Source organism: Pseudomonas sp. MT92 (genome assembly GCF_058792515.1).
In genome coordinates this window covers 166574-190921 of the sequence record NZ_JBXAFA010000001.1, presented here as the reverse complement: position 1 = coordinate 190921, position 24348 = coordinate 166574, and the positions used below count along the sequence as shown (strand labels likewise).

The window sequence follows — 24348 nt, the reverse complement described above, 5'->3', positions numbered from 1 at the left end:
CAGGTTGTCACTCAGGGAAGGCGCCGCCATTGGCTGGCTGCGATTCGACTTCCAGCAGGGTCAGTTTCAGGGTCTTGCCACCCGGCGCCGGCCAATCGATGTGCTGGCCAACCTTCAGGCCAAGCAGCGCACTGCCCACGGGCGCCAGGATGGAAATCCGGCCTTCGTCGGCGTTGGCATCCTTCGGATAAACCAGGGTCAGGTGATAATCCTTGCCACTGCTCTCTTCACGGCAGTGCACGCGAGAATTCATGGTCACAACATCGGCCGGCACTTCTTCGTGGCTGACCAATGTATCGGCGCGATCCAGCTCGGTTTGCAGCGCGATAACGCCTGGCAGCGTGTCATCCAGGCTGTCGATCAGACGCTCCAGACGCTGTACGTCCAGACGGGTAAGGGTGATGGAAGGTGCGGTCATGATCAGGGCAGACTCCTTTCTTCTGCACGAAAAAAGCAAAACCCCGCCAGAAAAAGGCGGGGTTTTCACAAGCCTCGATGAGTTGAGGCGTACCCGGACACTAACACAGCTCAAAAAATATACAAGCCAGAACCGGACAGCGCGCAACCCTGCAAGCGCCGGCTTGCCGGCGATAGATCTGAAGGGGCACGACCGCCATCGCTGTCAGGCCAGCGCCTACAGAGACCGGCGTTTCAGAGCCTGTTCGCAAATCACCCGGCGCCGCTCGTCATCCGCCGAGCGCCATTCGCGGATGTCTTCGACGTGGCGGAAACAGCCGAGGCAGACTTTTTGCTCATCCAGCCGGCACACGCCACTGCACGGCGATGGCACCGCCGGGCTGATATTGCTGTAGAGCGGCTTGGGCGGACGTACCGGCGCAGACTGTGTCACGGTATTACAGACCTTCGAAATCGAGTTCGACGTCAGCCTGGGCCTTGACGATGCGCTCGAGCATCTCGCCCAGTTGCTCTTCGCTCTTGTCGCACATCCAGCGATCGCTCTCTTCGTCGTAATCGAAGTGGAAGCCACCGGACACCGCTGCGAGCCACAACTGCCGCAACGGCTCTTGTCGACTGAAGATCAACTGAGTTCCGTTCTCGAACTTGACGGTGAGCACACCGGCCGAGCTTTCCAGATCGATATCCAGGTCGCTGTCGTCAAAGATGTCCTCCAACGTCTGTTGGGTGGCATCGACCAGGTCATGGAAACGCGCTTCGGACAAACTCATTACGGCAACCTCAAAAAGTGTCTGATCAGGCTCAAGCGCCGCAAGATACGACCGAGGCCTCCCGATTGCAAAGAATAACACCCGGCAACCCCAATCTATGGGAGCGAGCCGAGGCCCGCCGGACGGGAGCCCCGTCGCATAGGCAAGCCGCCGGGCGGCCGGTATACTCCGGCGCAATTAATGCATTTTCAAGGATTTCGCCATGAAGCGCCTGATCTCTTCCCTTGCTGCGCTCCTCGCGGTTGCCTGCCTTGTGTCGGCCTGCGGTCAAAAAGGCCCGCTGTACCTGCCCGACGAAGACCAGGACCCTGCAGCGCAGGCCCAGTCCTCGCAAAAGCCTGCCTCCAAGGCGCACAAGCACGACGTCTACCAATAAGGGAACCTCATGGACGCTTTTAACTACCGTGACGGTGAACTGTTCGCGGAAGGTGTTGCCCTGTCTGCTATCGCCGAACGCTTTGGTACACCGACTTACGTTTACTCCCGTGCCCACATCGAAGCCCAATACCTGGCCTACGCCGATGCACTGGCGGGCATGCCACACCTGGTCTGCTTCGCGGTCAAGGCCAACTCCAACCTGGGTGTACTGAATGTCCTGGCGCGTCTGGGCGCCGGTTTCGACATCGTTTCCCGTGGCGAGCTGGAACGCGTACTGGCTGCCGGCGGCAGCGCCGACAAGATCGTGTTCTCCGGTGTCGGCAAGACCCGTGACGACATGCGTCGCGCCCTGGAAGTCGGCGTGCACTGCTTCAACGTCGAGTCCACCGACGAGCTGGAACGCCTGCAAGTGGTGGCCGCCGAACTGGGTGTTCGTGCGCCGATCTCGCTGCGCGTGAATCCGGATGTCGATGCCGGTACTCACCCGTACATTTCCACCGGTCTCAAAGAGAACAAGTTCGGCATTGCCATTGCCGACGCCGAAGACGTGTATGTGCGCGCCGCGCAGCTGCCAAACCTGGAAGTGGTCGGCGTCGACTGCCATATCGGCTCGCAACTGACCACTCTGCCGCCCTTCATCGACGCCCTCGACCGCCTGCTGGGCCTGGTCGACCGCCTCGGCGATTGCGGCATTTACCTGCGCCACATCGATCTCGGTGGCGGCCTGGGCGTTCGTTATCGCGATGAAGAGCCGCCATTGGCTGCCGACTACATCAAGGCCGTGCGTGAACGCCTCGACGGTCGCGACCTGGCGCTGGTGTTCGAACCGGGCCGTTTCATCGTGGCCAATGCCGGCGTGCTGCTGACGCAGGTCGAGTACCTCAAGCACACCGAACACAAGGATTTCGCCATCGTCGATGCGGCCATGAACGACCTGATCCGCCCGGCGCTGTATCAGGCCTGGATGGACGTGACGGCCGTGCGCCCGCGCAACACGGCCGGTCGCGCCTACGACATCGTCGGCCCGATCTGCGAGACCGGCGACTTCCTGGCCAAGGATCGTCAATTGGCCCTGGAAGAAGGCGATCTGCTGGCTGTGCATTCGGCTGGCGCCTACGGGTTTGTCATGAGCTCCAACTACAACACCCGTGGCCGTGCCGCTGAAGTGTTGGTGGACGGTGATCAGGCGTTTGAAGTGCGTCGCCGTGAAACGGTAGCCGAGTTGTTTGCTGGCGAAAGCCTGCTGCCGGAGTAAAACCATGCTGCTGCGTTTTACCAAAATGCACGGCCTGGGCAACGACTTCATGGTCCTCGACCTGGTCAGCCAGCACGCGCATATTCTGCCCAAGCACGCCAAGCTTTGGGGTGACCGACACACTGGTATCGGTTTCGACCAACTGCTGATCGTCGAAGCGCCCAGCAACCCGGACGTGGACTTCCGTTATCGGATCTTCAACTCCGACGGCTCTGAAGTGGAACAGTGCGGCAATGGTGCGCGCTGTTTCGCCCGCTTCGTGCTCGACAAGCGCCTGACCGCAAAACGGCAGATCCGTGTCGAAACCAAAAGTGGCATCATCGAGCTGGACGTGCGCAGCGACGGGCAGATCGGCGTGAACATGGGCGCCCCGCGCCTGGTGCCCGCCGACATCCCGTTCCAGGCACCCGAGCAGGCCCTGAGCTATCAGGTCGACGTCGATGGCACCCCGGTAGAGCTGGCCGCCGTGTCCATGGGCAATCCCCATGCGGTTCTGCGGGTCAGCGATATCAACAACGCACCGGTCCATGAATTGGGGCCGAAAATTGAACATCACCCGCGCTTTCCGGCACGGGTCAATGTCGGTTTTCTCCAGGTCATCGACCGAGGCCGCGCGCAGCTGCGTGTCTGGGAGCGTGGCGCCGGGGAAACCCAGGCCTGCGGTACCGGCGCCTGCGCCGCCGCAGTGGCCGCGATCAGCCAGGGGTGGATGGATTCGCCGCTATTGATCGACCTGCCTGGCGGGCGCCTGTCCATTGAATGGGCAGGCCCTGGCCACCCGGTCTTGATGACCGGCCCGGCAGTCCGTGTATATGAAGGACAAGTGCGTCTTTGAGTGAGCCAAAGCCATGACCGATAAGCCTCAGGTACCCGCCCGACAGTCCGACGAATCCCCGTCCGAGAGCCTGGAGGCGGCGGCAATTGCCGCGTACCTGGAGGCTCATCCGGACTTCTTCGTCCAGCATGAAGAACTGCTGCCGGCCTTGCGCATTCCCCACCGGCGCGGCGATACCGTGTCGCTGGTCGAGCGCCAGATGACCCTCCTGCGTGACCGCAACATCGAGTTGCGGCACCGTCTCTCGCACTTGATGGACGTGGCCCGCGACAACGACCGGTTGTTCGACAAGACCCGCCGCCTGATCCTCGCGCTGATGGATGCCGCCAGCCTGGAAGACGTGGTGATGTCTGTCGAAGACAGCCTGCGCCAGGACTTCCAGGTGCCTTTTGTCAGCCTCATCCTGCTCGGCGACAACGCCATGCCGGTCGGCCGCTGGGTGACCCACGCTGAGGCACAAGTGGCCATTGGCGGCTTGTTGCAGGAAGACAAAAGCGTCAGCGGCAGCCTGCGCGAGCACGAGCTGGACTTCCTGTTCGGCGAAGAGCAGCGCAAGCAGATCGGTTCCACCGCCGTCGTCGCCATCAGCCATCAGGGTATCCACGGCATCCTGGCCATCGCCAGCCGTGATCCGCAGCATTACAAAAGCTCGGTGGGCACCCTGTTCCTGAGCTACATCGCCGAAGTCATGGGCCGCGTGCTGCCACGGGTCAACAACTCCTTGCGCTCGGTACGCTGAACATGGAACGGCAACTGGACGCTTACTGCGAACACCTGCGCAGTGAGCGACAGGTGTCGCCGCACACGCTTTCGGCCTATCGTCGCGACCTCGACAAGGTGCTGGGCTGGTGCGTCAAACAGAACATCGGCAGCTGGGCGGCGCTGGACATCCAGCGTCTGCGTAGCCTGATCGCTCGCCTGCATGCCCAGGGCCAGTCCTCCCGCAGCCTGGCGCGACTCTTGTCGGCGGTGCGCGGGCTCTATCACTACCTGAACCGCGAAGGCCTGTGCGACCACGACCCGGCCAACGGCCTGGCGCCGCCCAAGGGCGAACGCCGCCTGCCGAAAACCCTCGACACTGACCGCGCGCTGCAACTGCTTGAGGGCGGTGTGGAGGATGATTTTCTGGCACGTCGCGACCAGGCGATACTTGAGCTGTTCTACTCTTCCGGGCTGCGCCTGTCGGAGCTGACCGGACTGAATCTCGATCAGCTTGATTTGGCGGATGGCATGATCCAGGTGCTCGGCAAGGGCAGCAAAACCCGTCTGCTGCCGGTGGGCAAAATGGCGCGCGAGGCATTGGAGCTCTGGTTGCCGTTACGGGCATTGGCCAATCCGGCGGACGACGCGGTGTTTGTCAGCCAGCAAGGCCGTCGACTGGGCCCACGGGCGATTCAGCTACGGGTAAAAGCCGCTGGCGAACGGGAGCTCGGGCAAAACCTGCACCCGCACATGTTGCGCCACTCCTTCGCCAGCCACTTGCTGGAGTCCTCCCAGGACCTGCGGGCAGTGCAGGAACTGCTCGGCCATTCGGACATCAAGACCACGCAGATTTATACCCACCTGGACTTCCAGCACCTGGCCACGGTCTACGACAGTGCTCATCCACGGGCCAAACGCATTAAAGGCGATGATTCATGACTCTCCAACTGATCACCTTCGACCTCGACGACACCCTCTGGGACACCGCTCCGGTGATCGTCAGCGCCGAAGCCATATTGCGTGAATGGCTGACTGAACACGCACCGAATCTGGGCGCGGTACCGGTGGAACACTTGTGGGCCATTCGCGAACGCATCCTGAGCATCGAACCTAACCTCAAGCACCGCATCAGCGCCCTGCGCCGCCGGGTGCTGTTCCAGGCGCTGGAAGAAGCCGGTTACGCCCATACGGAAGCGTCCGACCTGGCCGATCAGAGTTTCGAGGTGTTTCTGCACGCCCGGCATCAGCTGGAAATCTTCCCCGAAGTGCAACCGACCCTGGAAGTGCTGGCCAACCATTACACCCTCGGCGTGGTGACCAACGGCAATGCCGATGTGCGGCGCCTGGGGCTGGCGGATTATTTCAAGTTCGCGTTATGCGCCGAAGACATCGGCATCGCCAAACCTGACTCTCGATTGTTCCATGAGGCGCTGCAGCGCGGTGGCGCCACTGCCGAGACCGCGGTGCATATCGGTGACCACCCAGGCGATGACATTGCCGGTGCCCAGCAAGCGGGGCTGCGGGCGATCTGGTTCAACCCGGCCGGCAAGGACTGGGAAGCCGACCGGTTGCCGGATGCCGAGATTCGCAGCCTGACCGAGTTGCCGGCGTTGCTGGCGAGTTGGAACAAGACCTCGAACTGACAAGGAAACCTGTGCGAGCTTGCGATGAGAGCGCAACATTCAAAATAAAGGTTGCCTGACACTCCGCCATCGCGAGCAAGCTCGTGCCCACAGGGATCACCACCGTTTTCATCTTTTTTGTTTCAGGCATGAAAAAGCCCGCAGCGACGGCGGGCTTTTTCAGCAAGCAAGGAATCAGGCTTAGATAGGCCGGCTGCCGTACTTGTTATCAGGCTTCTTGGGAGGATCGGCGACCACATTGGCCTCCACTTCCTGCACCTTGCCGCCACGAGCCAGGAACTCTTCCATGGCCTTGGCCAGGGCGTCGCGTTCCTTGTTCTTGGCTTCGACACTTGGCAACTCATCGACCGATACCGCTGCCTTGGCTTTGCCTTTGGCGGTCGGAACCGGCGCATCACCGCCGTCATCTTCAGCGACATCTTCCGCCGCCGCTTCCAGACCTTCTTCGGTTTCGTCGTCGTCGCCTACTTCGAGGTCGTCGTTTTCCAGATCATCGTCGCTCATGTTCTACCTCATGACTTGCGAAAAGCAGATTAGTTATAGCCCAGCTTTGCCCTCTGTCGAAGGCTGCCGGAAAAAAATCAACAGCCGCTGCTGACCAGCGGTTATGCCCCTTCACCGTGCACGGTGGCGAGGACTTTACGAGCACCGCCATGATCACGGTGCTCGCCCAGATAAACGCCTTGCCAGGTCCCTAACGCCAATCGGCCTGCCGATATCGGCAGACTGAGCTGACAGCCAAGCACACTGGCCTTGAAGTGCGCCGGGAGGTCGTCCAGGCCTTCGTCGTTATGCTCATAGCCGTCTGCTCCTTGTGGGATCAGACGATTGAAAAACCGTTCGAAGTCGCGACGTACCGCCGGATCGGCGTTCTCGTTGATGGTCAACGACGCCGAGGTATGCTGTAGCCACAAGTGCAGCAGACCAACCCGGCACGCCCTGAGTTCAGGCAAGCCGGCGAGTAACTCGTCCGTTACCAGATGAAAGCCCCGGGGCCTCGCCCGCAGAGTAATCAGAGTCTGTTGCCACATACAGTTCTCCGCACGTTCGGGGCGCATTCTAGCGCGCTCTGGGAAAAAACAAAGGCCCTAATATTCCTTCAATCCTGTAAGCCATCGGCGGCACAAAAACCCGCGTCGCAAACAGTGCAAAAGCTGTCAGAAAAAACCTTTCAGCGCTTCCCTTAACGACAAAATCCGGACAAAAAAATGCCCGGCAAGCCGGGCAAGTTTTCTCATGCGCGTGCTTACAAGTTGTAGCCGCGTTCGTTGTGAAGCGCCAGATCGATACCGACGGCTTCTTCTTCCTCGGTGACACGCAGACCCATGACGGCATCCAGTACCTTGAGAATGATGAAGGTGACGATCGCGGTGTAGATCACCGTGAAGCCCACGCCTTTGCATTGAATCCAGACTTGTGCGGCGATGTCGGTGACGGTACCGAAGCCACCCAGGGACGGTGCAGCGAAAACACCGGTCAGGATTGCACCGAGGATACCGCCGATACCGTGCACACCGAAGGCGTCCAGGGAATCGTCATAGCCGAGTTTGCGTTTCAGGGTAGTGGCGCAGAAGAAGCACACCACGCCTGCTGCCAGGCCGATCACCAGAGCGCCCATAGGACCTACGGTGCCGGCCGCCGGAGTAATGGCCACCAGGCCTGCAACCACACCCGAAGCGATGCCCAGTGCGCTTGGTTTGCCGTGGGTCATCCACTCGGCGAACATCCAGCCCAATGCAGCAGCGGCGGTTGCGATCTGGGTCACCAGCATCGCCATGCCGGCCGTGCCGTTGGCCGCCGCGGCGGAACCGGCGTTGAAACCGAACCAGCCGACCCACAGCATCGCCGCACCCATCAGGGTATAGCCAAGGTTGTGCGGCGCCATTGGGGTGGTCGGGAAGCCTTTACGCTTGCCCAGCACCAGGCAGGCAATCAGGCCGGCCACACCGGCGTTGATGTGCACCACGGTGCCACCGGCGAAATCCAGCACGCCCCAGTCCCACAGCAGGCCGCCGTTGCCGGACCAGACCATGTGCGCGATCGGCGCGTAGACCAGCGTGAACCAGACGCCCATGAAAACCAGCATCGCGGAGAACTTCATCCGCTCGGCGAAGGCACCGACGATCAGCGCCGGAGTGATGATGGCGAAGGTCATCTGGAAGGTGACGAACACTGCCTCAGGGAACAGGGCCGCAGGGCCGGTCAGGCTGGCAGGGGTGATGCCGGCGAGAAACGCCTTGCCCATGCCGCCAAAGAACGAGTTGAAGTTGATGACGCCTTGTTCCATGCCGGTGGTGTCGAACGCGATGCTGTAGCCATAAATGACCCACAGGACGCTGATCAGACCAGTAATGGCGAAGCACTGCATCATCACGGAAAGAATGTTTTTCGACCGAACCATGCCGCCGTAGAACAGCGCGAGGCCGGGAATGGTCATGAACAGCACGAGGGCTGTCGAGGTCAACATCCAGGCGGTATCGCCGGAGTTGAGGACTGGAGTCGCCACCGGATCTGCCGCCATGGCCAGGCCGGGCATTACGATGGACAACAGGGCTCCTAGCCCTGCGAATTTACGCAGAGTCATATTGTTTTCTCCTGGGGCGTTGGGTTTGTGGCGGCTTAGATTGCGTCGGTATCGGTTTCGCCGGTACGGATGCGAATCGCCTGTTCCAGATTGACCACGAAGATCTTGCCGTCACCGATCTTGCCGGTGTTGGCGGCCTTGGTTATCGCCTCGATAACCCGGTCGAGATCCTTGTCGTCAATGGCGACATCAATCTTCACCTTTGGCAGGAAATCGACCACATACTCCGCGCCACGATACAGCTCGGTGTGACCCTTCTGCCGACCGAAGCCTTTGACTTCAGTGACGGTAATGCCCTGCACGCCGATCTCGGACAACGACTCGCGCACATCGTCCAACTTGAACGGCTTGATGATGGCAGTGACTAGCTTCATGAAAACTCTCTCCCGAATTGGTGGACTTGCCCCAGGAAAACAAACCCGTCTCAAGTCTAAGCGCAGTGCCTGGCTTTGTAACGCATCGTCGACCTTACTTGCCCGTCCGACGCCAGCTACCCGCTCCTCACGAAACACTTCCCGTGCTCCGCTTGGCGCACTGCATTCGTCACAGCGACTGCATCAGTGCATGGGTCACTACCGTCTAAGCAGAAAGCTTGCCATCTCCACAAAACGTACTGTTTTCAAGCCTTTACCAGCAGATGGCAGCGACTTCGCAACAACACCGCACGCGTTACGCACAACAACGGTGCGATGCCGTCCGTCCCCATGCGCGAAAAGCGTGCATCCTTTGCCCGCGAAATGACTATAGACACTGCGTGATACACTGCCGGCCATTGTTATCAGGACCTTTCCCATGCTCGCGCCCAAAGACTTCCTCGACGCCCTGACGGGCACCGCCTCCCGTCTCTTCAGCGGCGACACCCCATTGCCGAAAAGCGAAATCGAAAGCCAGTTCAAGGCCCTGCTGCAAAGCGGCTTCAGCAAACTGGATCTGGTGAGCCGGGAAGAGTTTGATAGCCAGATGGTCGTGCTGGCGCGGACGCGGGCACGGTTGGAAGCACTTGAGACGAAGGTCGCGGAACTGGAAGCGAAACTGAATCCACCCTCCGAATAACGCCGCTCCCCAATGGTTAACCCCATTCCACCGTGTAGGCGAGCCTGCTCGCCACAAGGTCGTAACGACCGTCAGATTTATCTGTAGGAATTGCCGAGACTGCGGTCTTCAAGCCCGCAAGAGTCCCGGCAACATCCTACGAACCTCTCATCCGCCGTCTGATTGCGCCGCTAATCCACCCTTTCTAATGCAATAACTGACCACTTTCGACCAACACTAGCGCATCGCACATCAATGTCTCTTCAAAGAAATTAAACGATGGAATGCTTATGGCGAGGGAGCGCTCCCCTCGCCACAGAATCAATACGCTGCCCGTGGAACGGCGCAACATCTTGCGAAAATTCCTTCTCTTCCATGCACTGCGGAAACAGCGCTGCCGTCTACCCTTCAAAAACCCGCAGGAAGCGGCCCCCGTACAACTCAAGGAACGACCATGTCCCTCTCCATCGTCCACAGCCGCGCCCAGATTGGCGTGGATGCGCCCGCCGTCACCGTCGAAGTTCATCTGGCCAATGGCTTACCGTCGCTGACCATGGTCGGCCTGCCTGAGGCAGCGGTGAAAGAGAGCAAGGATCGGGTGCGCAGTGCGATCATCAATTCGGGGCTGCAGTTTCCGGCGCGGCGCATCACCCTGAATCTGGCACCGGCGGATTTGCCCAAGGATGGCGGACGGTTCGATCTGGCGATTGCCCTGGGGATTCTTTCGGCCAGCGTGCAGGTGCCGACGTTGACGCTCGATGACGTGGAATGTCTGGGTGAGCTGGCCCTGTCAGGCGCAGTGCGTGCGGTGCGAGGCGTGTTGCCGGCGGCACTGGCCGCGCGCAAGGCCGGGCGTTCGTTGATGGTGCCGAGCGCGAATGCCGAGGAGGCGTGCCTGGCGTCGGGGTTGAAGGTGATTGCGGTGGATCATCTGCTGCAGGCCGTGGCGCATTTCAATGGACACACGCCGGTAGAACCCTATGTCTCCGATGGATTGATCCACGCCAGCAAACCCTATCCCGACCTGAACGAAGTGCAGGGCCAGCAAGCCGCCAAACGGGCGTTGCTGATTGCTGCAGCCGGCGCGCATAACTTGCTGTTCAGCGGACCTCCGGGAACGGGCAAGACGCTTCTGGCGAGTCGCCTGCCAGGGCTGTTGCCGCCCCTGGCCGAGTGCGAAGCACTGGAAGTGGCGGCGATTCAGTCAGTCACCAGTTGCGTCCCTTTGAGTCATTGGCCGCAGCGCCCCTTCCGACAACCGCACCACTCGGCTTCAGGCCCGGCGCTGGTCGGTGGCGGCTCGAAACCGCAGCCCGGTGAAATTACCCTCGCCCACCACGGTGTTTTGTTTCTCGATGAGCTTCCGGAGTTCGACCGCAAAGTACTGGAGGTGTTAAGGGAGCCTCTGGAGTCGGGCCATATCGTGATTTCCCGAGCGAAGGATCGCGTGCGATTCCCGGCACGTTTTCAGCTGGTGGCGGCAATGAATCCGTGCCCCTGTGGATATCTTGGCGAACCCACTGGCCGCTGCTCCTGCACCCCGGACATGGTCCAGCGCTATCGCAACAAACTGTCCGGGCCGTTGCTGGATCGGATCGATTTGCACCTGACGGTTGCGCGGGAGGCCACGGCGCTGAATCCGACGGTGAAACCCGGAGAGGACAGCGCCAGCGCGGCGGAGCGGGTCGCTGAAGCCCGTGAACGACAGCAAAAGCGCCAAGGGTGCGCCAACGCCTTTCTCGATTTGCCGGGGCTGCGCCGGCACTGCACGTTATCCACAGTCGATGAGACCTGGCTGGAAACGGCCTGTGAAAGGCTGACCCTGTCGCTGCGCTCGGCGCATCGGCTGCTGAAGGTGGCGCGAACCTTGGCGGATCTGGAGCAGGTCGACGGGATCAGGCGTGAGCATCTGGCGGAAGCATTGCAGTATCGGCCGGCGATGCAATAAGTGCCGACGCCGCATCGACTATTTCAAAAGCACCTCAACGAAACCGGTCAACCTCGGCACGCAAGTCTGCCGCCAGCTTCTCCAGCTCTTTGGCAGTGACCGCCAGGTTCGACACCACTTCCCGCTGCTCGCTATTCGCCAGGGCAATGCTTTGCAAGTTACTGCTGAGCAAGGTCGCGGTGCTGCTCTGCTCCTGGGTCGCCGTGGTGATCGCGGCGAATTGCTGGCCAGCCGAACGGCTTTGCTCGTCGATACGCGCCAGCGCGGAGGCGACATTGGCATTGCGCGACAAGCCTTCCTGCATCAGCACATTACCCTGCTCCATGGTGCTGATGGCGTTGCCGGTTTCCTGCTGGATGCTCTGGATCATCACGGAAATCTCGTCCGTGGCCTGACGGGTGCGCGAAGCCAGGTTGCGCACCTCATCGGCCACCACGGCAAAGCCACGCCCCTGCTCACCGGCACGCGCCGCTTCGATCGCAGCATTAAGCGCCAACAAGTTGGTTTGTTCGGCGATCGAGGTGATGACGCCAACGATGCCGCCGATTTCCTGGGAGCGCTGGCCCAAAGTGTTGATCACCGTCGCGGTGCTGTTCAGTGCACCGGCGATTTGCTCCAGGGACGAGGAAGCTTCGTCCATCGACGTGCGACCGATCCGGGTTTGCTGAGCGTTTTCCTGGGCCAGGCGCTGGGTGTTGCCCATGTTGTCGGCGATGTTCAGGGAGGTGGCGCTGAACTCTTCCACGGCCCCGGCCATGCTGGTGATCTCGCCCGATTGCTGCTCCATCCCTTCATAGGCGCCGCCGGATAAACCGGACAAGGCCTGGGCGCGGCTGTTGACCTCCATCGAGGCGTTGCGAATGTGCTCGACCATGGTCGACAACGCTTGACTCATCTGGTTAAACGCACGAGCCAACTGGCCGATTTCATCGTTGCTCGACACGCTTAGACGCACGCTCAAATCACCGGCGCCCAAGGCTTCGGCCTGACGCACCAGATCCCCCAGCGGCGCCAGTTTGCTGCGCAACAGCCAGACGGCCGCGCCGACCGCCAGCAACATCGCCAACAGACTGCCGATAGCCAACTGGATACCGACACTCCAGGTCACAGCGCCGATTTCGGTTTTCGGCATGCTCGCCACCACCGACCACGGGCCGCCTTCAAACGGCACGGCAATGCTGTAGAAATCTTCGGACTTGTCGCTCCAGAACCGGCCTTTGCCCGGCGTCTTGACCAGCGCCACGACGGCCGGCACGGCCTGATCCAGCGCTTGCACACCGGCAATCGGTACCAGCCATTTGTTCTGCTCGTCCAACAGTGCCAGTGAACCGGTCTGGCCGATGCGGAAACGCTTGAGGTTTTCGAACTGCGCGTTCTGCGCGTCGGTGTAATCGAAGCCCACGAACAGGACGGCAATCACCTTGCCGCTGCTGTCCCGTACCGGGGTGTATTGCGTCATGTAGGAGCGATCGAACAGCAAGGCACGCCCGACATAGCCCTGCCCCGCGATCAGGCGTGCGTAGGCCGGGTGAGCATGATCAAGCAGGGTGCCGATGGCCCGGCTGCCGTCCTGTTTGCTCAGGGAGGTACTGACCCGGATAAAGTCTTCGCCGCTGCGCACGAACACTGTCGCCACGCCAGCGGTCATCTGCTTGAACTCATCCACTTCCTTGAAGTTGTTGTTGAGCACTTCGCTGCCCAGATGCAGCCCCGGAGTCTGCGTGCCCGCAACCGTTACCGGCTCATCAGGGTGCACGCTCAGGCCAGCACTGAAACGCTTTTCGAACAGGCCCGCCAGGCGCTGGGTGCTTTCACGCAACGTACCGTGGAAGGTGCTCAGCTGATCGGCCAATAACCGGGCTTCGCTCGCCAGATGCTCTTCGCGGGTGGCCAGGTTGGCGGTGTTCAGCGAACGCAGGGCGAACAAGGTACTTGCGCTGATGACAGTCACCAGAATCACAGCGAGCGCAAGACCCAACTGCGAGGCGATCCGGGCACGAGGTTGAGACATGACGGCTCCTGGCCGAGCGCCCGGATCATCCTGATCGCAACGCACACTCAGCAAAATTTCTGATAATGGGGAAAGCGTCGAACCTGCACGAAGGTCCCACTTGCAGATTTTCGGCGGAGGGAGGGAATACTTGAGTAAAAAACCGGGATATTGCTTAAGGCCGCCATTGCGGCGGCTCTATCGTTTCAGCTCAAGTGCTCGACATCCGGCAATTCCATCGCCCGGACTTCACTTTGCAGGAAATCGCTGAGCCGACGCATACGCTCGCCACCGGGACGGGTTTTCGGCCAGACCAGGTAATAACGCTCGCCGCTGGCGACCGCCGTCGGCCATGGCAGGCTCAAGCGTCCCTGCGCCACATCCTCCGCCACCATCAGCAGATCCCCCATGGACACGCCGTAGCCGCGGGCGGCCGCGATCATGCCCAGTTCCAGCGTATCGAACACCTGCCCCCCCTTGAGTGACACTTGATCGGCCAGGCCCATGCGCTCCAGCCAGTTACGCCAGTCGCGCCGGTCCGGTGTCGGGTGCAGCAACTCGGTGTTCGCCAGCCGCGCCGCGTCCCAGGGCTGATCGCTCGGCAGGTTGGGCGCGCCCACCGGGATCAGTTCCTCGGGAAACAGATAACTCGCCTCCCAATCCGGCGGGAAGTGCCCGTTGCTCAGCAACACGGCACAGTCGAACGGCTCGTCGTTGAAATCCACCGAATCGACATCCATCCAGGCGCTGGTCAATTGCACCTCGTTGCCCGGTTGCAGATGGCGGAAACGACTCAGGCGCGCCAGCAACCAGCGCATGGTCAGGGTCGACGGCGCTTTCATGCGCAGGATGTCGTCTTCGGCGCGCAGGGTGTTACAGGCGCGCTCCAGTGCGGTGAACCCCTCGCGGATGCCCGGCAACAGCAAGCGAGCCGATTCGGTCAGTTGCAGATGGCGACCACTGCGATGAAACAGACGGCAGGCAAAGTGCTCTTCGAGCGTACGAATGTGCCGGCTGACCGCACTCTGGGTGATCGACAGTTCTTCAGCCGCTCGCGTAAACGAACTGTGCCGCGCCGCAGCTTCGAATGCGCGCAAGGCATACAAGGGAGGAAGGCGACGTGACATTGGGAAAGCTCCTACAGCGGGATAAGGCCACCCTAGCAGAAACTCTCCAGCATGAGTTTTAATCATGCCACCCATCCTTTTTATCCCTTTGTGCATTCCGCGCAGAGCGCCGAGAATCGACGCTTTCCTGTCCTCTTTGATAAACGAGCGTGATGACCATGCAGCATCCAGCGCGTATTGAACTCTGGGCCATCCTGCGGCTGGCGGGGCCGTTGATTGCCTCGCAGTTGGCGCACATGTTGATGGTCCTCACCGACACCTTGATGATGGCGCGCCTGAGTCCCGAGGCATTGGCCGGTGGTGGACTCGGCGCGGCGACCTATTCGTTCGTGTCGATTTTTTGCATCGGCGTCATTGCTGCGGTCGGCACCCTGGTGGCGATCCGTCAGGGTGCCGGCGATATCCTCGGCGCGACACGGTTGACCCAGGCCGGATTGTGGCTGGCGTGGCTGATGGCACTGGTCGCCGGTTTGCTGCTGTGGAATCTGAAACCGGTGCTGCTGCTGTTCGGCCAGGCTGAGATCAACGTCCAGTCGGCGGGTCAGTTTCTGATCTTTCTGCCGTTCGCCCTGCCCGGCTACCTGAGCTTCATGGCCCTGCGTGGTTTCACCAGCGCCATCGGCCGGGCCACGCCAGTGATGGTGATCAGCCTGGGCGGTACGGTGGCGAACTTCCTGCTCAACTACGCCCTGATTACCGGCCTGTTCGGCCTGCCGAAACTGGGGCTGATGGGGATTGGCCTGGTCACGGCGATTGTCGCCAACATCATGGCCCTGGCATTGGCGCTGCACATTCGTCGGCATCCGGCTTACGACGCCTATCCGCTACGTCATGGCCTGCTGCGGCTCAACCGGCCGTACCTGAAAGAGCTGTGGCGTCTGGGCCTGCCGATTGGCGGCACCTACGCAGTGGAGGTCGGGTTGTTTGCCTTCGCGGCGCTGTGCATGGGCACCATGGGCAGCACGCCATTGGGAGCACACCAGATCGCCCTGCAGATCGTTTCGGTGGCGTTCATGGTGCCAGCGGGGATTTCCTACGCGATCACCATGCGCATCGGCCAGCACTACGGCGCCGGGCAACTGCCCGATGCACGACTGGCTGGCCGGGTCGGCCTCGCTTTCGGTGCTGCGGCGATGCTGTGTTTTGCGATGGTGTTCTGGCTGTTGCCGAACCAGTTGGTGGGGCTGTTTCTTGACCACAACGACCCGGCGTTTCGCGACGTCATCCACCTGGCGGTGAGCCTGTTGGCGGTGGCGGCGTGGTTCGAGCTGTTCGACGGGACGCAAACCATCGCCATGGGCTGCATTCGTGGCCTCAAGGACGCCAAGACCACGTTCCTGGTTGGTCTGGCTTGCTATTGGCTGATCGGCGCGCCAGCGGCCTGGTGGATGGCGTTCGACTTGCAATGGGGGCCGACGGGCGTCTGGTGGGGCCTGGCGCTGGGCCTGGCGTGCTCGGCGGTGAGCCTGACACTGGCGTTCGAGTGGAAGATGAAGCGCATGATTCGGCGGGACACAACATCAGAGCAGCGCTTCGGGGTTGCTCAGACCGACTGAGATCCCTTGTAGGAGCGAGCTTGCTCGCGATAAACCTGAGAACGCCGCGGTGCACCTGCGAACCAGCGTTATCGTTGTCGATCATCGCGAGCAAGCTCGCTCCTACAGGGCTCCGTGGCAGCCAATTATTCGCGGTCAGCTGACGATTTCCAGCGGCGCCTTCTGACTGGAGTCAAACGTCAGGTACTCCACCAGATCCGCCAAGGCCAACGGCTTGCTGATCAGATAACCCTGTACCTGATCGCACTCAAACCCGCGCAACAAGTCCAGTTGCTCCGACGTCTCCACCCCTTCGGCGACGACTTCGAGGTTGAGGTTGTGCGCCAGGTTGATCATCGCGTGGACCAGTTTGCGATTCTCTTCCCGTTGCTCCATGCCGCCGACAAAACTCTTGTCGATCTTCAGCAAGGTAATCGGCAGGCTATTGAGGTGTACGAACGAGGAAAACCCGGTGCCGAAGTCGTCGAGGGAGAAGCGCACCCCAAGGCGCCCGAGGGCATCCATGGTCTGCTTCACCAGATCGCTGCGGCGCATGACCGCGGTTTCGGTCAATTCGAACTCCAGCCATTGCGCCTCGACGCCACGTTCGGCAATCAGCCGGCTCAGGGTCGAGAGCAACTGACTGTCTTGAAACTGTCGGAATGACAGGTTGATCGCCATGTGTAATGGCGGTATCCCGAGCTCGAGCAATGCCTGCATGTCGCGCAAGGCCCGGGAAATGACCCAGTACCCCAGCGGCACGATCAGACCGCTTTGCTCGGCCAGCGGCACGAACTCGCTCGGTGGCAACAAGCCACGCTCGCCGTGGCGCCAGCGCACCAACGCCTCGAGTCCGACGATTTGCCCGTCCTCAAGGTTCAGGCGTGGCTGGTAATGCAGTTCCAGCTCATCGCGGCGCAATGCCCGGCGCAGTTCGCTTTCGAGGTCGGCGATGCTGCGGGCATTGCGGTTGATGCGTTCGTTGAAGATATGGAAGGTACAGCCCTGAGTGCTCTTGGCCTGTTGCATGGCGATGTGTGCATGCCACATCAACGGATCGGCACCGGCCTGGGCCCGGGCGTGGGCAATGCCCAGGCTGGAACCGATCAGCAGGCTCTCACCATCGACCCAATACGGCTCGGCCAGCGCTTCGGTGATGCGCTCGGCCATCCATTCCGCGCGTTGAGGCGCGCGGCGGGTGTCGATCAGCAACGCGAATTCATCGCTGCCCAGCCGTGCCAGTTGATCGCCGGCCTCAAGCTGGCTTTTGAGCCGCGCGACCACTTGCAGGATCAACCGGTCACCGGCCTGATGGCCGAGGGCGTCGTTGGCATGACGGAAGTTATCGAGGTCCAGGTGGCCCAGCGCCAGGCCTCGCCCTTCGTTTTCGGCCAATCGCGCCGTCAGCAAGGTCTGGAAGCCCTGGCGATTGGCAATGCCGGTGAGCGGGTCTTGCTCGGCGAGTCGTTGCAGGGTGGTTTCCAGCACGCCACGCTCACGCACATGCCGCAGGCACCGGCGCAGCATGCTCGGGTCGAGATGCTCGCGTACCAGCCAGTCACTCACACCGTCGGGTGGAGTCAGCGGTTCATGTTCAAGCAGCAACACCGTCGGCAGACAGCAACGGCCAGGCGCCGGCTGAAGAGCCGGGACGGTCAACAACACCGCACTGCGGTTGTCATCGAACAGACTGCTGACCGACTCCCAACTCGGCGCGCTGATGAGCACGGCCGAGCTCCCCATCGGAGCCAGACACTCGCGCAACAACGCTGCCCACGCTGGCTCTTCGGCCAGTAGCAGCAAACGCAAGGGTTCGACAGGCGTAGACAAGCTAGCTCCCTAGACTCTGCAAATATGTAGGCGGTGGGCATTATGCCGTGCCGATAACCAATGACCAATGACTAATGACCAATGACATCAGTTATCAAAACGAAGCCTTTGTATCCGGAATTACGAACAGTAGACGCAATTTGGTCGCGCATCCTGCGTGAAAGTAACAAAACCGGCAAATAGAGATCGCGTTGTACGTCACAAGTCGGACAGAGCAGCACAAATCGCTGAGCCTGTTAAAATGCCGGCCCATTTCGTACTGACTCCTGAATTTACGTATGTCCCGACTCAATCCCCGGCAGCAAGAAGCCGTGAGCTACGTCGGCGGCCCTCTTTTGGTGCTCGCCGGCGCTGGCTCCGGCAAGACCAGCGTGATCACGCGCAAGATCGCACACTTGATCCAGAACTGTGGCATCCGCGCCCAGTACATCGTCGCCATGACCTTTACCAACAAGGCGGCGCGCGAGATGAAGGAACGGGTCGGCACGCTGCTGCGCGCCGGTGAAGGCCGCGGTTTGACGGTCTGTACCTTCCACAACCTGGGCCTGAACATCATCCGCAAGGAGCACGCGCGGCTGGGCTATAAGCCGGGCTTCTCGATTTTCGACGAGGCCGACGTCAAGGCCCTGATGACCGACATCATGCAGAAGGAATACTCGGGCGACGACGGCGTCGACGAGATCAAGAACATGATCGGCGCCTGGAAGAACGACCTGATCCTGCCGCCCCAGGCCCTGGAAAACGCACGCAACCCGAAGGAACAGACGGCTGCCATCGTCTACACCCACTACCAGCGCACGCTCAAGGCGTTCAACGCGGTGGACTTCGACGACTTGATCCTGCTGCCGGTGAAGCTGTTCGAAGAACACGCCGACATCCTGGAAAAGTGGCAGAACAAGGTGCGTTACCTGCTGGTGGACGAATACCAGGACACCAACGCCAGCCAGTACCTGCTGGTGAAAATGCTCATCGGCAAACGTAACCAGTTCACCGTGGTGGGCGACGACGACCAGTCGATCTATGCCTGGCGCGGCGCGCGCCCGGAAAACCTGATGCTGCTCAAGGACGACTACCCGTCGTTGAAAGTGGTGATGCTGGAGCAAAACTATCGCTCCACCAGCCGCATCCTGCGCTGCGCCAACGTGCTGATTTCGAACAACCCCCACGAGTTCGAAAAGCAGCTGTGGAGTGAAATGGGCCACGGCGACGAGATCCGCGTGATCCGCTGCCGCAACGAAGACGCCGAAGCCGAGCGCGTGGCCGTGGAAATCCTCAGCCTGCACTTGCGCACCGATCGCCCTTACAGCGATTTCGCCATCCTGTATCGCGGTAACTACCAGGCCAAGCTGATCGAGCTGAAATTGCAGCACCACCAGGTGCCGTATCGCCTGTCCGGCGGCAACAGCTTTTTCGGACGCCAGGAAGTGAAAGACCTGATGGCCTACTTCCGCCTGATCGTGAACCCGGACGACGACAACGCCTTCCTGCGGGTGATCAACGTCCCGCGCCGTGAAATCGGTTCGACGACGCTGGAGAAGCTGGGCAACTACGCCACCGAGCGAAAAATCTCGATGTACGCCGCCACCGACGAAATCGGCCTGGGCGAGCACCTGGATTCACGCTTCACCGATCGCCTGTCGCGCTTCAAGCGCTTCATGGACAAGGTGCGCGAACAATGCGCCGGCGAAGACCCGATCTCGGCCCTGCGCAGCATGGTCATGGACATCGACTACGAGAACTGGCTGCGTACCAACAGCTCCAGCGACAAGGCCGCCGACTACCGCATGGGTAACGTCTGGTTCCTGATCGAGGCGCTGAAGAACACCCTGGAAAAAGACGAAGACGGCGAAATGACCGTCGAAGACGCCATCGGCAAACTGGTGCTGCGCGACATGCTGGAGCGTCAACAGGAAGAGGAAGACGGTGCCGAAGGTGTGCAGATGATGACCCTGCACGCCTCCAAGGGCCTGGAATTCCCTTACGTGTTCATCATGGGCATGGAAGAGGAAATCCTCCCCCACCGCTCCAGCATCGAAGCCGACACCATCGAAGAAGAACGCCGACTGGCCTACGTCGGGATCACCCGCGCGCGTCAGACCCTGGCCTTCACCTTTGCCGCCAAGCGCAAGCAATACGGCGAGATCATCGACTGCGCGCCGAGTCGCTTCCTCGATGAACTGCCGCCGGACGACCTGGCCTGGGAAGGCAACGACGACACCCCGACCGAAGTCAAAGCCGTTCGCGGCAATAGCGCATTGGCGGATATACGCGCGATGTTAAAGCGCTAGAATTGACCACTTTTACTAGACCTTCGGCGCAAAAGACGCCAAAAGAGGACAGTTTCATGGAAGCACTGCACCAGAAAATTCGCGAACAAGGCATCGTGCTTTCCGACCAGGTCCTGAAGGTCGATGCCTTTTTGAACCACCAGATCGACCCTGCCCTGATGAAGCTGATCGGCGACGAGTTCGCCTCGCTGTTCAAGGACTCGGGCATCACCAAGATCGTCACCATCGAAGCCTCGGGCATCGCCCCGGCGATCATGACGGGCCTGAACCTTGGCGTACCGGTGATTTTCGCCCGCAAGCACCAGTCCCTGACCCTGACCGAAAACCTGCTGTCGGCGACCGTCTACTCGTTCACCAAGCAGACCGAGAGCACCGTCGCGATCTCCCCGCGCCACCTGACCAGTAGCGACCGCGTGCTGATCATCGACGACTTCCTGGCCAACGGTAAGGCGTCCCAGGCACTGATTTCGATCATCAAGCAGGCCGGCGCCACCGTGGCTGGTTTGGGGATCGTGATCGAGAAGTCGTTCCAGGGCGGTCGTGCGGAGCTGGATGCGCAGGGCTATCGCGTCGAGTCCCTGGCTCGCGTGCAGTCGCTGGCCGGCGGCGTCGTGACCTTCATCGAGTAACGCCCGAACACTGCAATACCTGTGGGAGCCAGCCTGCTGGCTCCCACAGTTGGTTTTGCGGTGGGCGTTATGGCGCGGTGGCCTTAAGGCCCGCGAGCAACAATCGCTGATACAAATCCTCTTTCAATCCTTCAGGGTTGGTCAGTTGCATGCGTTCCAAGTGTTCAGGAAACGCATCGGGCTCCGGCGCATCCAGCGCAGCCTTGCCCAACTCCAGAATCTCGCTCAGCTTGAATTTGCTCTTGAGCCAATTCAGCGCCCGCAACAAGTCCCGCTCCACTTCCGTGAAATCGCAGCCCAACGGATACTCCGGAAACAAGTGCGGGTGCCGCGCCTGAATTGCCTGCAGACGTTGCGGGCTGTTGTCGGTGAAACGCGGATCGAGACGGAAATCCTTCGGCAATTTGCCGACCTTCTGCGCCTGCTCGATCAGCCCCGGCTGGAAACGTGAGTCGCTGATATTCAACAACGCCTCAATCACTGCCGCATCGGTCTTGCCCCGCAGATCGGCGATGCCGTACTCGGTGACCACGATGTCGCGCAAATGCCGCGGTATCGTGCAGTGACCATACTCCCAAACCATATTGGAACTGACATCGCCGCCCGACTCGCGCCAGCTGCGCAGCAGTAGCACCGAGCGCGCGCCCTGCAATGCATGGCCCTGGGCAACGAAGTTGTACTGCCCGCCCACCCCGCTGAGCACGCGTCCGTCCTCAAGCTGATCCGCCACGCCCGCGCCGAGCAAGGTCATGGTGAATGCGGTGTTGATGAACCGTGCATCGAGGCGCTGCAAGCGCTTTAACTCTTCCTGGCCATAGAGTTCGTTGATGTAGCTGATACGGGTCATGTTGAATGCGAGCCGCTTGCCTTGCGGCCATTCGCGCAAGCGCTCATAGAAACTGCGCGGCCCGAGGAAGAAGCCGCCATGCACCGAAATGCCGCCAGTCTGCGCCGCTTCTTCCAGGGTGCCGGCATTCGCCTGTTGCTGGGTCGGCACATCCGGGTAGACCTTGCGCCGTACGATCCCGGCATCCGCCAGCACCAGCAGACCGTTGACGAACATTTCGCTGCAACCATAAAGGCCCCTGGCGAACGGCTCGGTGCCGCCTTCGCGGTCGATCAATTGAGCCCACTGGCTCAGATTCAGATCCGCCAGCAGCGCCTTGTAGCCGCTGTTATCGGCCTGCCGTGCCAGCAACGCGGCAGTCAGCGCATCGCCCATGGCGCCGATACCGATCTGCAAGGTGCCGCCATCGCGCACCAGCGTGCTGGCGTGTAAACCGATGAAGTGATCCTGGAACCCCACCGGCATGTTTGGCGTGGAGAACAGCGTGGTGTTGTCCTTTTCGTCGATCAGCAGATCAAACGTATCGATGCCGACCTCGGCATCACCGGGCATGTAGGGCAAATCGTTGTGCACCTGGCCAAGCATCAGGATCGTCTCCCCGGCGGCCCGGCGCCTGGCGATCATTGGCAACAGGTCGAGGGTGATGTCCGGGTTGCAGCTCAGGCTCAAGCGGTCTGGATGCTCGGCATGACTGGCCACCAACTGCGCAACCAGGTTCAACCCGGCGGCGTTGATATCCCGCGCGGCATGGCTGTAGTTGCTGCTGATGTAATCCTGTTGGGCCGATTCACTGTGCAGCAGACTGCCGGGCTGCATGAAAAACTGCTGGATATGGATGTTGCGCGGCAAGCTGTCGCGACGCAGGTCGGCAAGGAAATCCAGTTCCGGGTAATCGCCGAAAACCCGTTCGGTGAAGGGTTCGAGGAAACGCTTTTGCAACCCGTCACCCAGCGCGGGGCGCCCCAGGCACAGCGCGGTGTAGATCGTCAGCCGCCGCTGCGGCAATTGCGCGATACGTTGATACAACGCGTTGACGAAGTGATTGGGCTTGCCCAGGCCCAAAGGCAGGCCCATGTGGATATGCGCCGGCAACCGTGCCAACACGTCATCAACCGCTTGCTCGATAGAACACAGCTGAACCATCCAAACCTCCTGACATTCCATGATGCGGGGTTGGACTGAGCTTGCCGGGTCTTGGTTGCAATGAACAGCCTGCAAGCAACACAAAACCCTGTAGGAGCGAGCGGCGATCCGCGGGCACAAAAAAACCGTCCGGAGACGGTTTTTTACGAAAGATGCAGCGCCTTACTTCAGGCCGGACATCTTCTGGATCGCGCCTTTGAGCTCGGCGTCGGAGCAATCGGCGCAAGTGCCTTTAGGCGGCATCGAGTTGATACCGGTAATGGCTTTGGCCAGGATGCCGTCCAGGCCGCCCTGGTGATCGGCACGATCTTTCCAGGCAGCGGCATCACCGATTTTCGGTGCGCCCAGCAGGCCGGAGCCGTGGCAAGCGTTGCAATGTTTTGCAATCACTTCGTCAGGCGTCTTGGCACCGCCACCGCCGCCGGCAGAGGCGGCGACTTCCATGCCCTTGCACTCTTTACCCTGAACACACACCTGGCCGACTGGCTCAAGGCGCTTGGCAATATCGTCGTTGGTCGCAGCTTGAGCGCTGACAGCCCAGAGGGCCAATACGGTTGCTGGTGCAGCCAGCATTTTCATAATTAGATTCACGCGTTCACCCTCAATGGTGGCTAGTCACGCCTACGGCCACGGTTCGCAGGCGGGCGCAAGTATAGCGGTAAGCCCGCGACACTGAAACAACCCCAAAGTCGAAGGGGTCTTGTTGCGTAACGGTAAAACCGCCCGGGGGCCTCGGCCATGCTGGCAGGGCGCCTCTTTCCTTAAAAGTTCGCCGGTGTAGCTGCGCTGATTAGTCGCGCCGGCGCATCGAACGGATTACGGAAACGATGCGGCTTGGTACTTTCAAAGTAGTAGCTATCGCCCGCTTCGAGCACAAATGTTTCGAGTCCCACCACCAGTTCCAGCCGTCCCTCGACCAAAATGCCGGTTTCCTCGCCCTCATGGGTGAGCATCTCTTCACCGGTATCGGCGCCTGGCGGGTAGATTTCAGTGAGGAACGTGATCGCCCGACTCGGGTGTGCCCGGCCAACCAGTTTCATGGTCACTGCACCATCGGAAATATCGATCAGCTCGTTGGCTTTGTAGACGATCTGAGCCGGTTTTTCCTGCAGGATTTCTTCGGAGAAGAACTCGACCATGGACATGGGAATCCCGCCCAACACTTTGCGCAGCGAGCTGATCGAAGGGCTGACGCTGTTCTTCTCGATCATCGAAATGGTGCTGTTGGTGACGCCCGCGCGCTTGGCGAGCTCACGCTGGGAAAGACCTTTCAGCTTACGGATTGATTGCAGTCGCTCACCGACGTCCAATGCTGGAGCCTCCAGGAATTCAGGTTGTTGGAATAATGAGCGTTATCATGGCGACAGCGTTCAGTATTTACAACACTTTGACCTG

Annotated in this window: 24 protein-coding genes; 11 read left to right on the top strand and 13 right to left on the bottom strand. The window is 60.7% G+C overall.

Annotation, left to right across the window (positions count from 1 at the left end; genetic code table 11):
• Nucleotides 1-7: 7 nt before the first annotated feature.
• From rnk to cyaY, 3 genes are all read right to left on the bottom strand, one after another.
• Nucleotides 8-418 (bottom strand): nucleoside diphosphate kinase regulator, encoded by a 411-nt coding sequence (gene rnk, locus AC1Q6D_RS00910; RefSeq protein ID WP_047534936.1) that lies wholly within the window; start codon nucleotides 416-418, stop codon nucleotides 8-10.
• 216 nt (nucleotides 419-634) lie between these two features.
• Entirely contained in the window at nucleotides 635-850 is a 216-nt protein-coding gene (locus tag AC1Q6D_RS00905) for a DUF1289 domain-containing protein (RefSeq protein ID WP_081997964.1), read from the bottom strand.
• A gap of 4 nt (nucleotides 851-854) precedes the next feature.
• Nucleotides 855-1187, bottom strand: coding sequence for an iron donor protein CyaY (gene cyaY, locus AC1Q6D_RS00900; protein WP_090466405.1), 333 nt, complete (start codon nucleotides 1185-1187; stop codon nucleotides 855-857).
• Nucleotides 1188-1389: 202 nt separating this feature from the next.
• On the opposite strand from cyaY, the gene lptM reads away from it, so the two are divergent.
• Genes lptM through AC1Q6D_RS00870 form a run of 6 tightly spaced genes read left to right on the top strand, consistent with a single transcriptional unit; the run spans nucleotide 1390 to nucleotide 6000 of the window.
• Nucleotides 1390-1563 (top strand): LPS translocon maturation chaperone LptM, encoded by a 174-nt coding sequence (gene lptM / locus AC1Q6D_RS00895; protein ID WP_047534942.1) that lies wholly within the window; start codon nucleotides 1390-1392, stop codon nucleotides 1561-1563.
• A 9-nt stretch (nucleotides 1564-1572) separates the two neighbouring features.
• On the top strand, nucleotides 1573-2820 hold the full coding sequence (lysA, locus tag AC1Q6D_RS00890) for a diaminopimelate decarboxylase (RefSeq protein ID WP_047534945.1): 1248 nt from the start codon (nucleotides 1573-1575) through the stop codon (nucleotides 2818-2820).
• Between the two features lie 4 nt (nucleotides 2821-2824).
• Nucleotides 2825-3655 carry a diaminopimelate epimerase gene (gene dapF / locus AC1Q6D_RS00885; protein WP_047534948.1) on the top strand — a complete coding sequence of 277 codons (831 nt, stop codon included), beginning with the start codon at nucleotides 2825-2827 and terminating at the stop codon, nucleotides 3653-3655.
• Nucleotides 3656-3668: 13 nt separating this feature from the next.
• Nucleotides 3669-4394 carry a DUF484 family protein gene (locus AC1Q6D_RS00880; protein WP_090466401.1) on the top strand — a complete coding sequence of 242 codons (726 nt, stop codon included), beginning with the start codon at nucleotides 3669-3671 and terminating at the stop codon, nucleotides 4392-4394.
• Nucleotides 4395-4396: 2 nt separating this feature from the next.
• Nucleotides 4397-5296 carry a tyrosine recombinase XerC gene (gene xerC / locus AC1Q6D_RS00875; RefSeq protein WP_103402919.1) on the top strand — a complete coding sequence of 300 codons (900 nt, stop codon included), beginning with the start codon at nucleotides 4397-4399 and terminating at the stop codon, nucleotides 5294-5296.
• Nucleotides 5293-6000: an HAD family hydrolase gene (locus tag AC1Q6D_RS00870; RefSeq protein ID WP_103402920.1), complete on the top strand. Its 708-nt coding sequence runs from the start codon at nucleotides 5293-5295 to the stop codon at nucleotides 5998-6000. The genes xerC and AC1Q6D_RS00870 overlap by 4 nt, the downstream gene beginning before the upstream one ends.
• A 180-nt stretch (nucleotides 6001-6180) precedes the next feature.
• Here the strand turns inward: AC1Q6D_RS00870 and sutA are convergent, their stop codons facing one another.
• The 4 genes from sutA to glnK form a co-directional block, all read right to left on the bottom strand.
• Nucleotides 6181-6504 carry a dormancy-specific transcriptional regulator SutA gene (gene sutA / locus AC1Q6D_RS00865; protein ID WP_007980816.1) on the bottom strand — a complete coding sequence of 108 codons (324 nt, stop codon included), beginning with the start codon at nucleotides 6502-6504 and terminating at the stop codon, nucleotides 6181-6183.
• 101 nt (nucleotides 6505-6605) lie between these two features.
• The gene (locus AC1Q6D_RS00860; RefSeq protein ID WP_047534955.1) at nucleotides 6606-7031 is read right to left on the bottom strand and encodes a secondary thiamine-phosphate synthase enzyme YjbQ; all 426 of its coding nucleotides are present in this window, start codon (nucleotides 7029-7031) and stop codon (nucleotides 6606-6608) included.
• Nucleotides 7032-7246: 215 nt separating this feature from the next.
• Complete coding sequence (locus AC1Q6D_RS00855) at nucleotides 7247-8584, bottom strand: ammonium transporter (RefSeq protein ID WP_103402921.1); 1338 nt, start codon at nucleotides 8582-8584, stop codon at nucleotides 7247-7249.
• A gap of 35 nt (nucleotides 8585-8619) precedes the next feature.
• Complete coding sequence (gene glnK / locus AC1Q6D_RS00850; protein ID WP_002555808.1) at nucleotides 8620-8958, bottom strand: P-II family nitrogen regulator; 339 nt, start codon at nucleotides 8956-8958, stop codon at nucleotides 8620-8622.
• 418 nt (nucleotides 8959-9376) lie between these two features.
• Here glnK and AC1Q6D_RS00845 point away from each other — a divergent pair, with 418 nt between their 5' ends.
• Both AC1Q6D_RS00845 and AC1Q6D_RS00840 read left to right on the top strand, forming a co-directional pair.
• Nucleotides 9377-9637, top strand: coding sequence for an accessory factor UbiK family protein (locus AC1Q6D_RS00845; protein ID WP_090466396.1), 261 nt, complete (start codon nucleotides 9377-9379; stop codon nucleotides 9635-9637).
• 433 nt (nucleotides 9638-10070) lie between these two features.
• The gene (locus AC1Q6D_RS00840) at nucleotides 10071-11564 is read left to right on the top strand and encodes a YifB family Mg chelatase-like AAA ATPase (RefSeq protein ID WP_103402922.1); all 1494 of its coding nucleotides are present in this window, start codon (nucleotides 10071-10073) and stop codon (nucleotides 11562-11564) included.
• 34 nt (nucleotides 11565-11598) lie between these two features.
• Here the strand turns inward: AC1Q6D_RS00840 and AC1Q6D_RS00835 are convergent, their stop codons facing one another.
• A complete protein-coding gene (locus AC1Q6D_RS00835; RefSeq protein WP_103402923.1) occupies nucleotides 11599-13575 on the bottom strand; it encodes a methyl-accepting chemotaxis protein in 1977 nt (658 codons plus the stop codon).
• A 185-nt stretch (nucleotides 13576-13760) separates the two neighbouring features.
• Nucleotides 13761-14681: a LysR substrate-binding domain-containing protein gene (locus AC1Q6D_RS00830; protein ID WP_103402924.1), complete on the bottom strand. Its 921-nt coding sequence runs from the start codon at nucleotides 14679-14681 to the stop codon at nucleotides 13761-13763.
• A gap of 158 nt (nucleotides 14682-14839) precedes the next feature.
• Between AC1Q6D_RS00830 and AC1Q6D_RS00825 the strand changes: the two genes are divergently transcribed.
• On the top strand, nucleotides 14840-16237 hold the full coding sequence (locus AC1Q6D_RS00825) for a NorM family multidrug efflux MATE transporter (RefSeq protein ID WP_103403007.1): 1398 nt from the start codon (nucleotides 14840-14842) through the stop codon (nucleotides 16235-16237).
• A 135-nt stretch (nucleotides 16238-16372) separates the two neighbouring features.
• On the opposite strand, the gene AC1Q6D_RS00820 is transcribed toward AC1Q6D_RS00825, so the two are convergent.
• Nucleotides 16373-18046, bottom strand: coding sequence for a putative bifunctional diguanylate cyclase/phosphodiesterase (locus AC1Q6D_RS00820; protein ID WP_047535048.1), 1674 nt, complete (start codon nucleotides 18044-18046; stop codon nucleotides 16373-16375).
• A gap of 278 nt (nucleotides 18047-18324) precedes the next feature.
• Here AC1Q6D_RS00820 and rep point away from each other — a divergent pair, with 278 nt between their 5' ends.
• Nucleotides 18325-20334: a DNA helicase Rep gene (rep, locus tag AC1Q6D_RS00815; protein WP_047535049.1), complete on the top strand. Its 2010-nt coding sequence runs from the start codon at nucleotides 18325-18327 to the stop codon at nucleotides 20332-20334.
• 56 nt (nucleotides 20335-20390) lie between these two features.
• Nucleotides 20391-20963 (top strand): xanthine phosphoribosyltransferase, encoded by a 573-nt coding sequence (locus AC1Q6D_RS00810; protein WP_103402925.1) that lies wholly within the window; start codon nucleotides 20391-20393, stop codon nucleotides 20961-20963.
• 67 nt (nucleotides 20964-21030) lie between these two features.
• On the opposite strand, the gene AC1Q6D_RS00805 is transcribed toward AC1Q6D_RS00810, so the two are convergent.
• The 3 genes from AC1Q6D_RS00805 to AC1Q6D_RS00795 form a co-directional block, all read right to left on the bottom strand.
• On the bottom strand, nucleotides 21031-22953 hold the full coding sequence (locus AC1Q6D_RS00805) for an acetyl-CoA hydrolase/transferase C-terminal domain-containing protein (protein ID WP_103402926.1): 1923 nt from the start codon (nucleotides 22951-22953) through the stop codon (nucleotides 21031-21033).
• A gap of 162 nt (nucleotides 22954-23115) precedes the next feature.
• Nucleotides 23116-23532 carry a c-type cytochrome gene (locus AC1Q6D_RS00800; RefSeq protein ID WP_047535053.1) on the bottom strand — a complete coding sequence of 139 codons (417 nt, stop codon included), beginning with the start codon at nucleotides 23530-23532 and terminating at the stop codon, nucleotides 23116-23118.
• Between the two features lie 182 nt (nucleotides 23533-23714).
• Complete coding sequence (locus tag AC1Q6D_RS00795; RefSeq protein ID WP_090326586.1) at nucleotides 23715-24263, bottom strand: cupin domain-containing protein; 549 nt, start codon at nucleotides 24261-24263, stop codon at nucleotides 23715-23717.
• Nucleotides 24264-24348 lie beyond the last annotated feature (85 nt).

Excerpts from the sequence above, each read along its gene's own strand:
- lysA (WP_047534945.1), top strand. The coding sequence starts at position 1,573 with ATGGACGCTTTTAACTACCGTGACGGTGAACTGTTCGCGGAAGGTGTT.
- AC1Q6D_RS00870 (WP_103402920.1), top strand. The coding sequence starts at position 5,293 with ATGACTCTCCAACTGATCACCTTCGACCTCGACGACACCCTCTGGGAC.
- AC1Q6D_RS00800 (WP_047535053.1), bottom strand. The coding sequence starts at position 23,532 with ATGAAAATGCTGGCTGCACCAGCAACCGTATTGGCCCTCTGGGCTGTC.
- sutA (WP_007980816.1), bottom strand. The coding sequence starts at position 6,504 with ATGAGCGACGATGATCTGGAAAACGACGACCTCGAAGTAGGCGACGAC.
- AC1Q6D_RS00860 (WP_047534955.1), bottom strand. The coding sequence starts at position 7,031 with ATGTGGCAACAGACTCTGATTACTCTGCGGGCGAGGCCCCGGGGCTTT.
- cyaY (WP_090466405.1), bottom strand. The coding sequence starts at position 1,187 with ATGAGTTTGTCCGAAGCGCGTTTCCATGACCTGGTCGATGCCACCCAA.
- AC1Q6D_RS00825 (WP_103403007.1), top strand. The coding sequence starts at position 14,840 with ATGCAGCATCCAGCGCGTATTGAACTCTGGGCCATCCTGCGGCTGGCG.
- lptM (WP_047534942.1), top strand. The coding sequence starts at position 1,390 with ATGAAGCGCCTGATCTCTTCCCTTGCTGCGCTCCTCGCGGTTGCCTGC.
- rnk (WP_047534936.1), bottom strand. The coding sequence starts at position 418 with ATGACCGCACCTTCCATCACCCTTACCCGTCTGGACGTACAGCGTCTG.
- AC1Q6D_RS00810 (WP_103402925.1), top strand. The coding sequence starts at position 20,391 with ATGGAAGCACTGCACCAGAAAATTCGCGAACAAGGCATCGTGCTTTCC.
- glnK (WP_002555808.1), bottom strand. The coding sequence starts at position 8,958 with ATGAAGCTAGTCACTGCCATCATCAAGCCGTTCAAGTTGGACGATGTG.
- dapF (WP_047534948.1), top strand. The coding sequence starts at position 2,825 with ATGCTGCTGCGTTTTACCAAAATGCACGGCCTGGGCAACGACTTCATG.
- AC1Q6D_RS00830 (WP_103402924.1), bottom strand. The coding sequence starts at position 14,681 with ATGTCACGTCGCCTTCCTCCCTTGTATGCCTTGCGCGCATTCGAAGCT.
- rep (WP_047535049.1), top strand. The coding sequence starts at position 18,325 with ATGTCCCGACTCAATCCCCGGCAGCAAGAAGCCGTGAGCTACGTCGGC.
- xerC (WP_103402919.1), top strand. The coding sequence starts at position 4,397 with ATGGAACGGCAACTGGACGCTTACTGCGAACACCTGCGCAGTGAGCGA.
- AC1Q6D_RS00880 (WP_090466401.1), top strand. The coding sequence starts at position 3,669 with ATGACCGATAAGCCTCAGGTACCCGCCCGACAGTCCGACGAATCCCCG.
- AC1Q6D_RS00845 (WP_090466396.1), top strand. The coding sequence starts at position 9,377 with ATGCTCGCGCCCAAAGACTTCCTCGACGCCCTGACGGGCACCGCCTCC.
- AC1Q6D_RS00805 (WP_103402926.1), bottom strand. The coding sequence starts at position 22,953 with ATGGTTCAGCTGTGTTCTATCGAGCAAGCGGTTGATGACGTGTTGGCA.
- AC1Q6D_RS00840 (WP_103402922.1), top strand. The coding sequence starts at position 10,071 with ATGTCCCTCTCCATCGTCCACAGCCGCGCCCAGATTGGCGTGGATGCG.
- AC1Q6D_RS00835 (WP_103402923.1), bottom strand. The coding sequence starts at position 13,575 with ATGTCTCAACCTCGTGCCCGGATCGCCTCGCAGTTGGGTCTTGCGCTC.
- AC1Q6D_RS00855 (WP_103402921.1), bottom strand. The coding sequence starts at position 8,584 with ATGACTCTGCGTAAATTCGCAGGGCTAGGAGCCCTGTTGTCCATCGTA.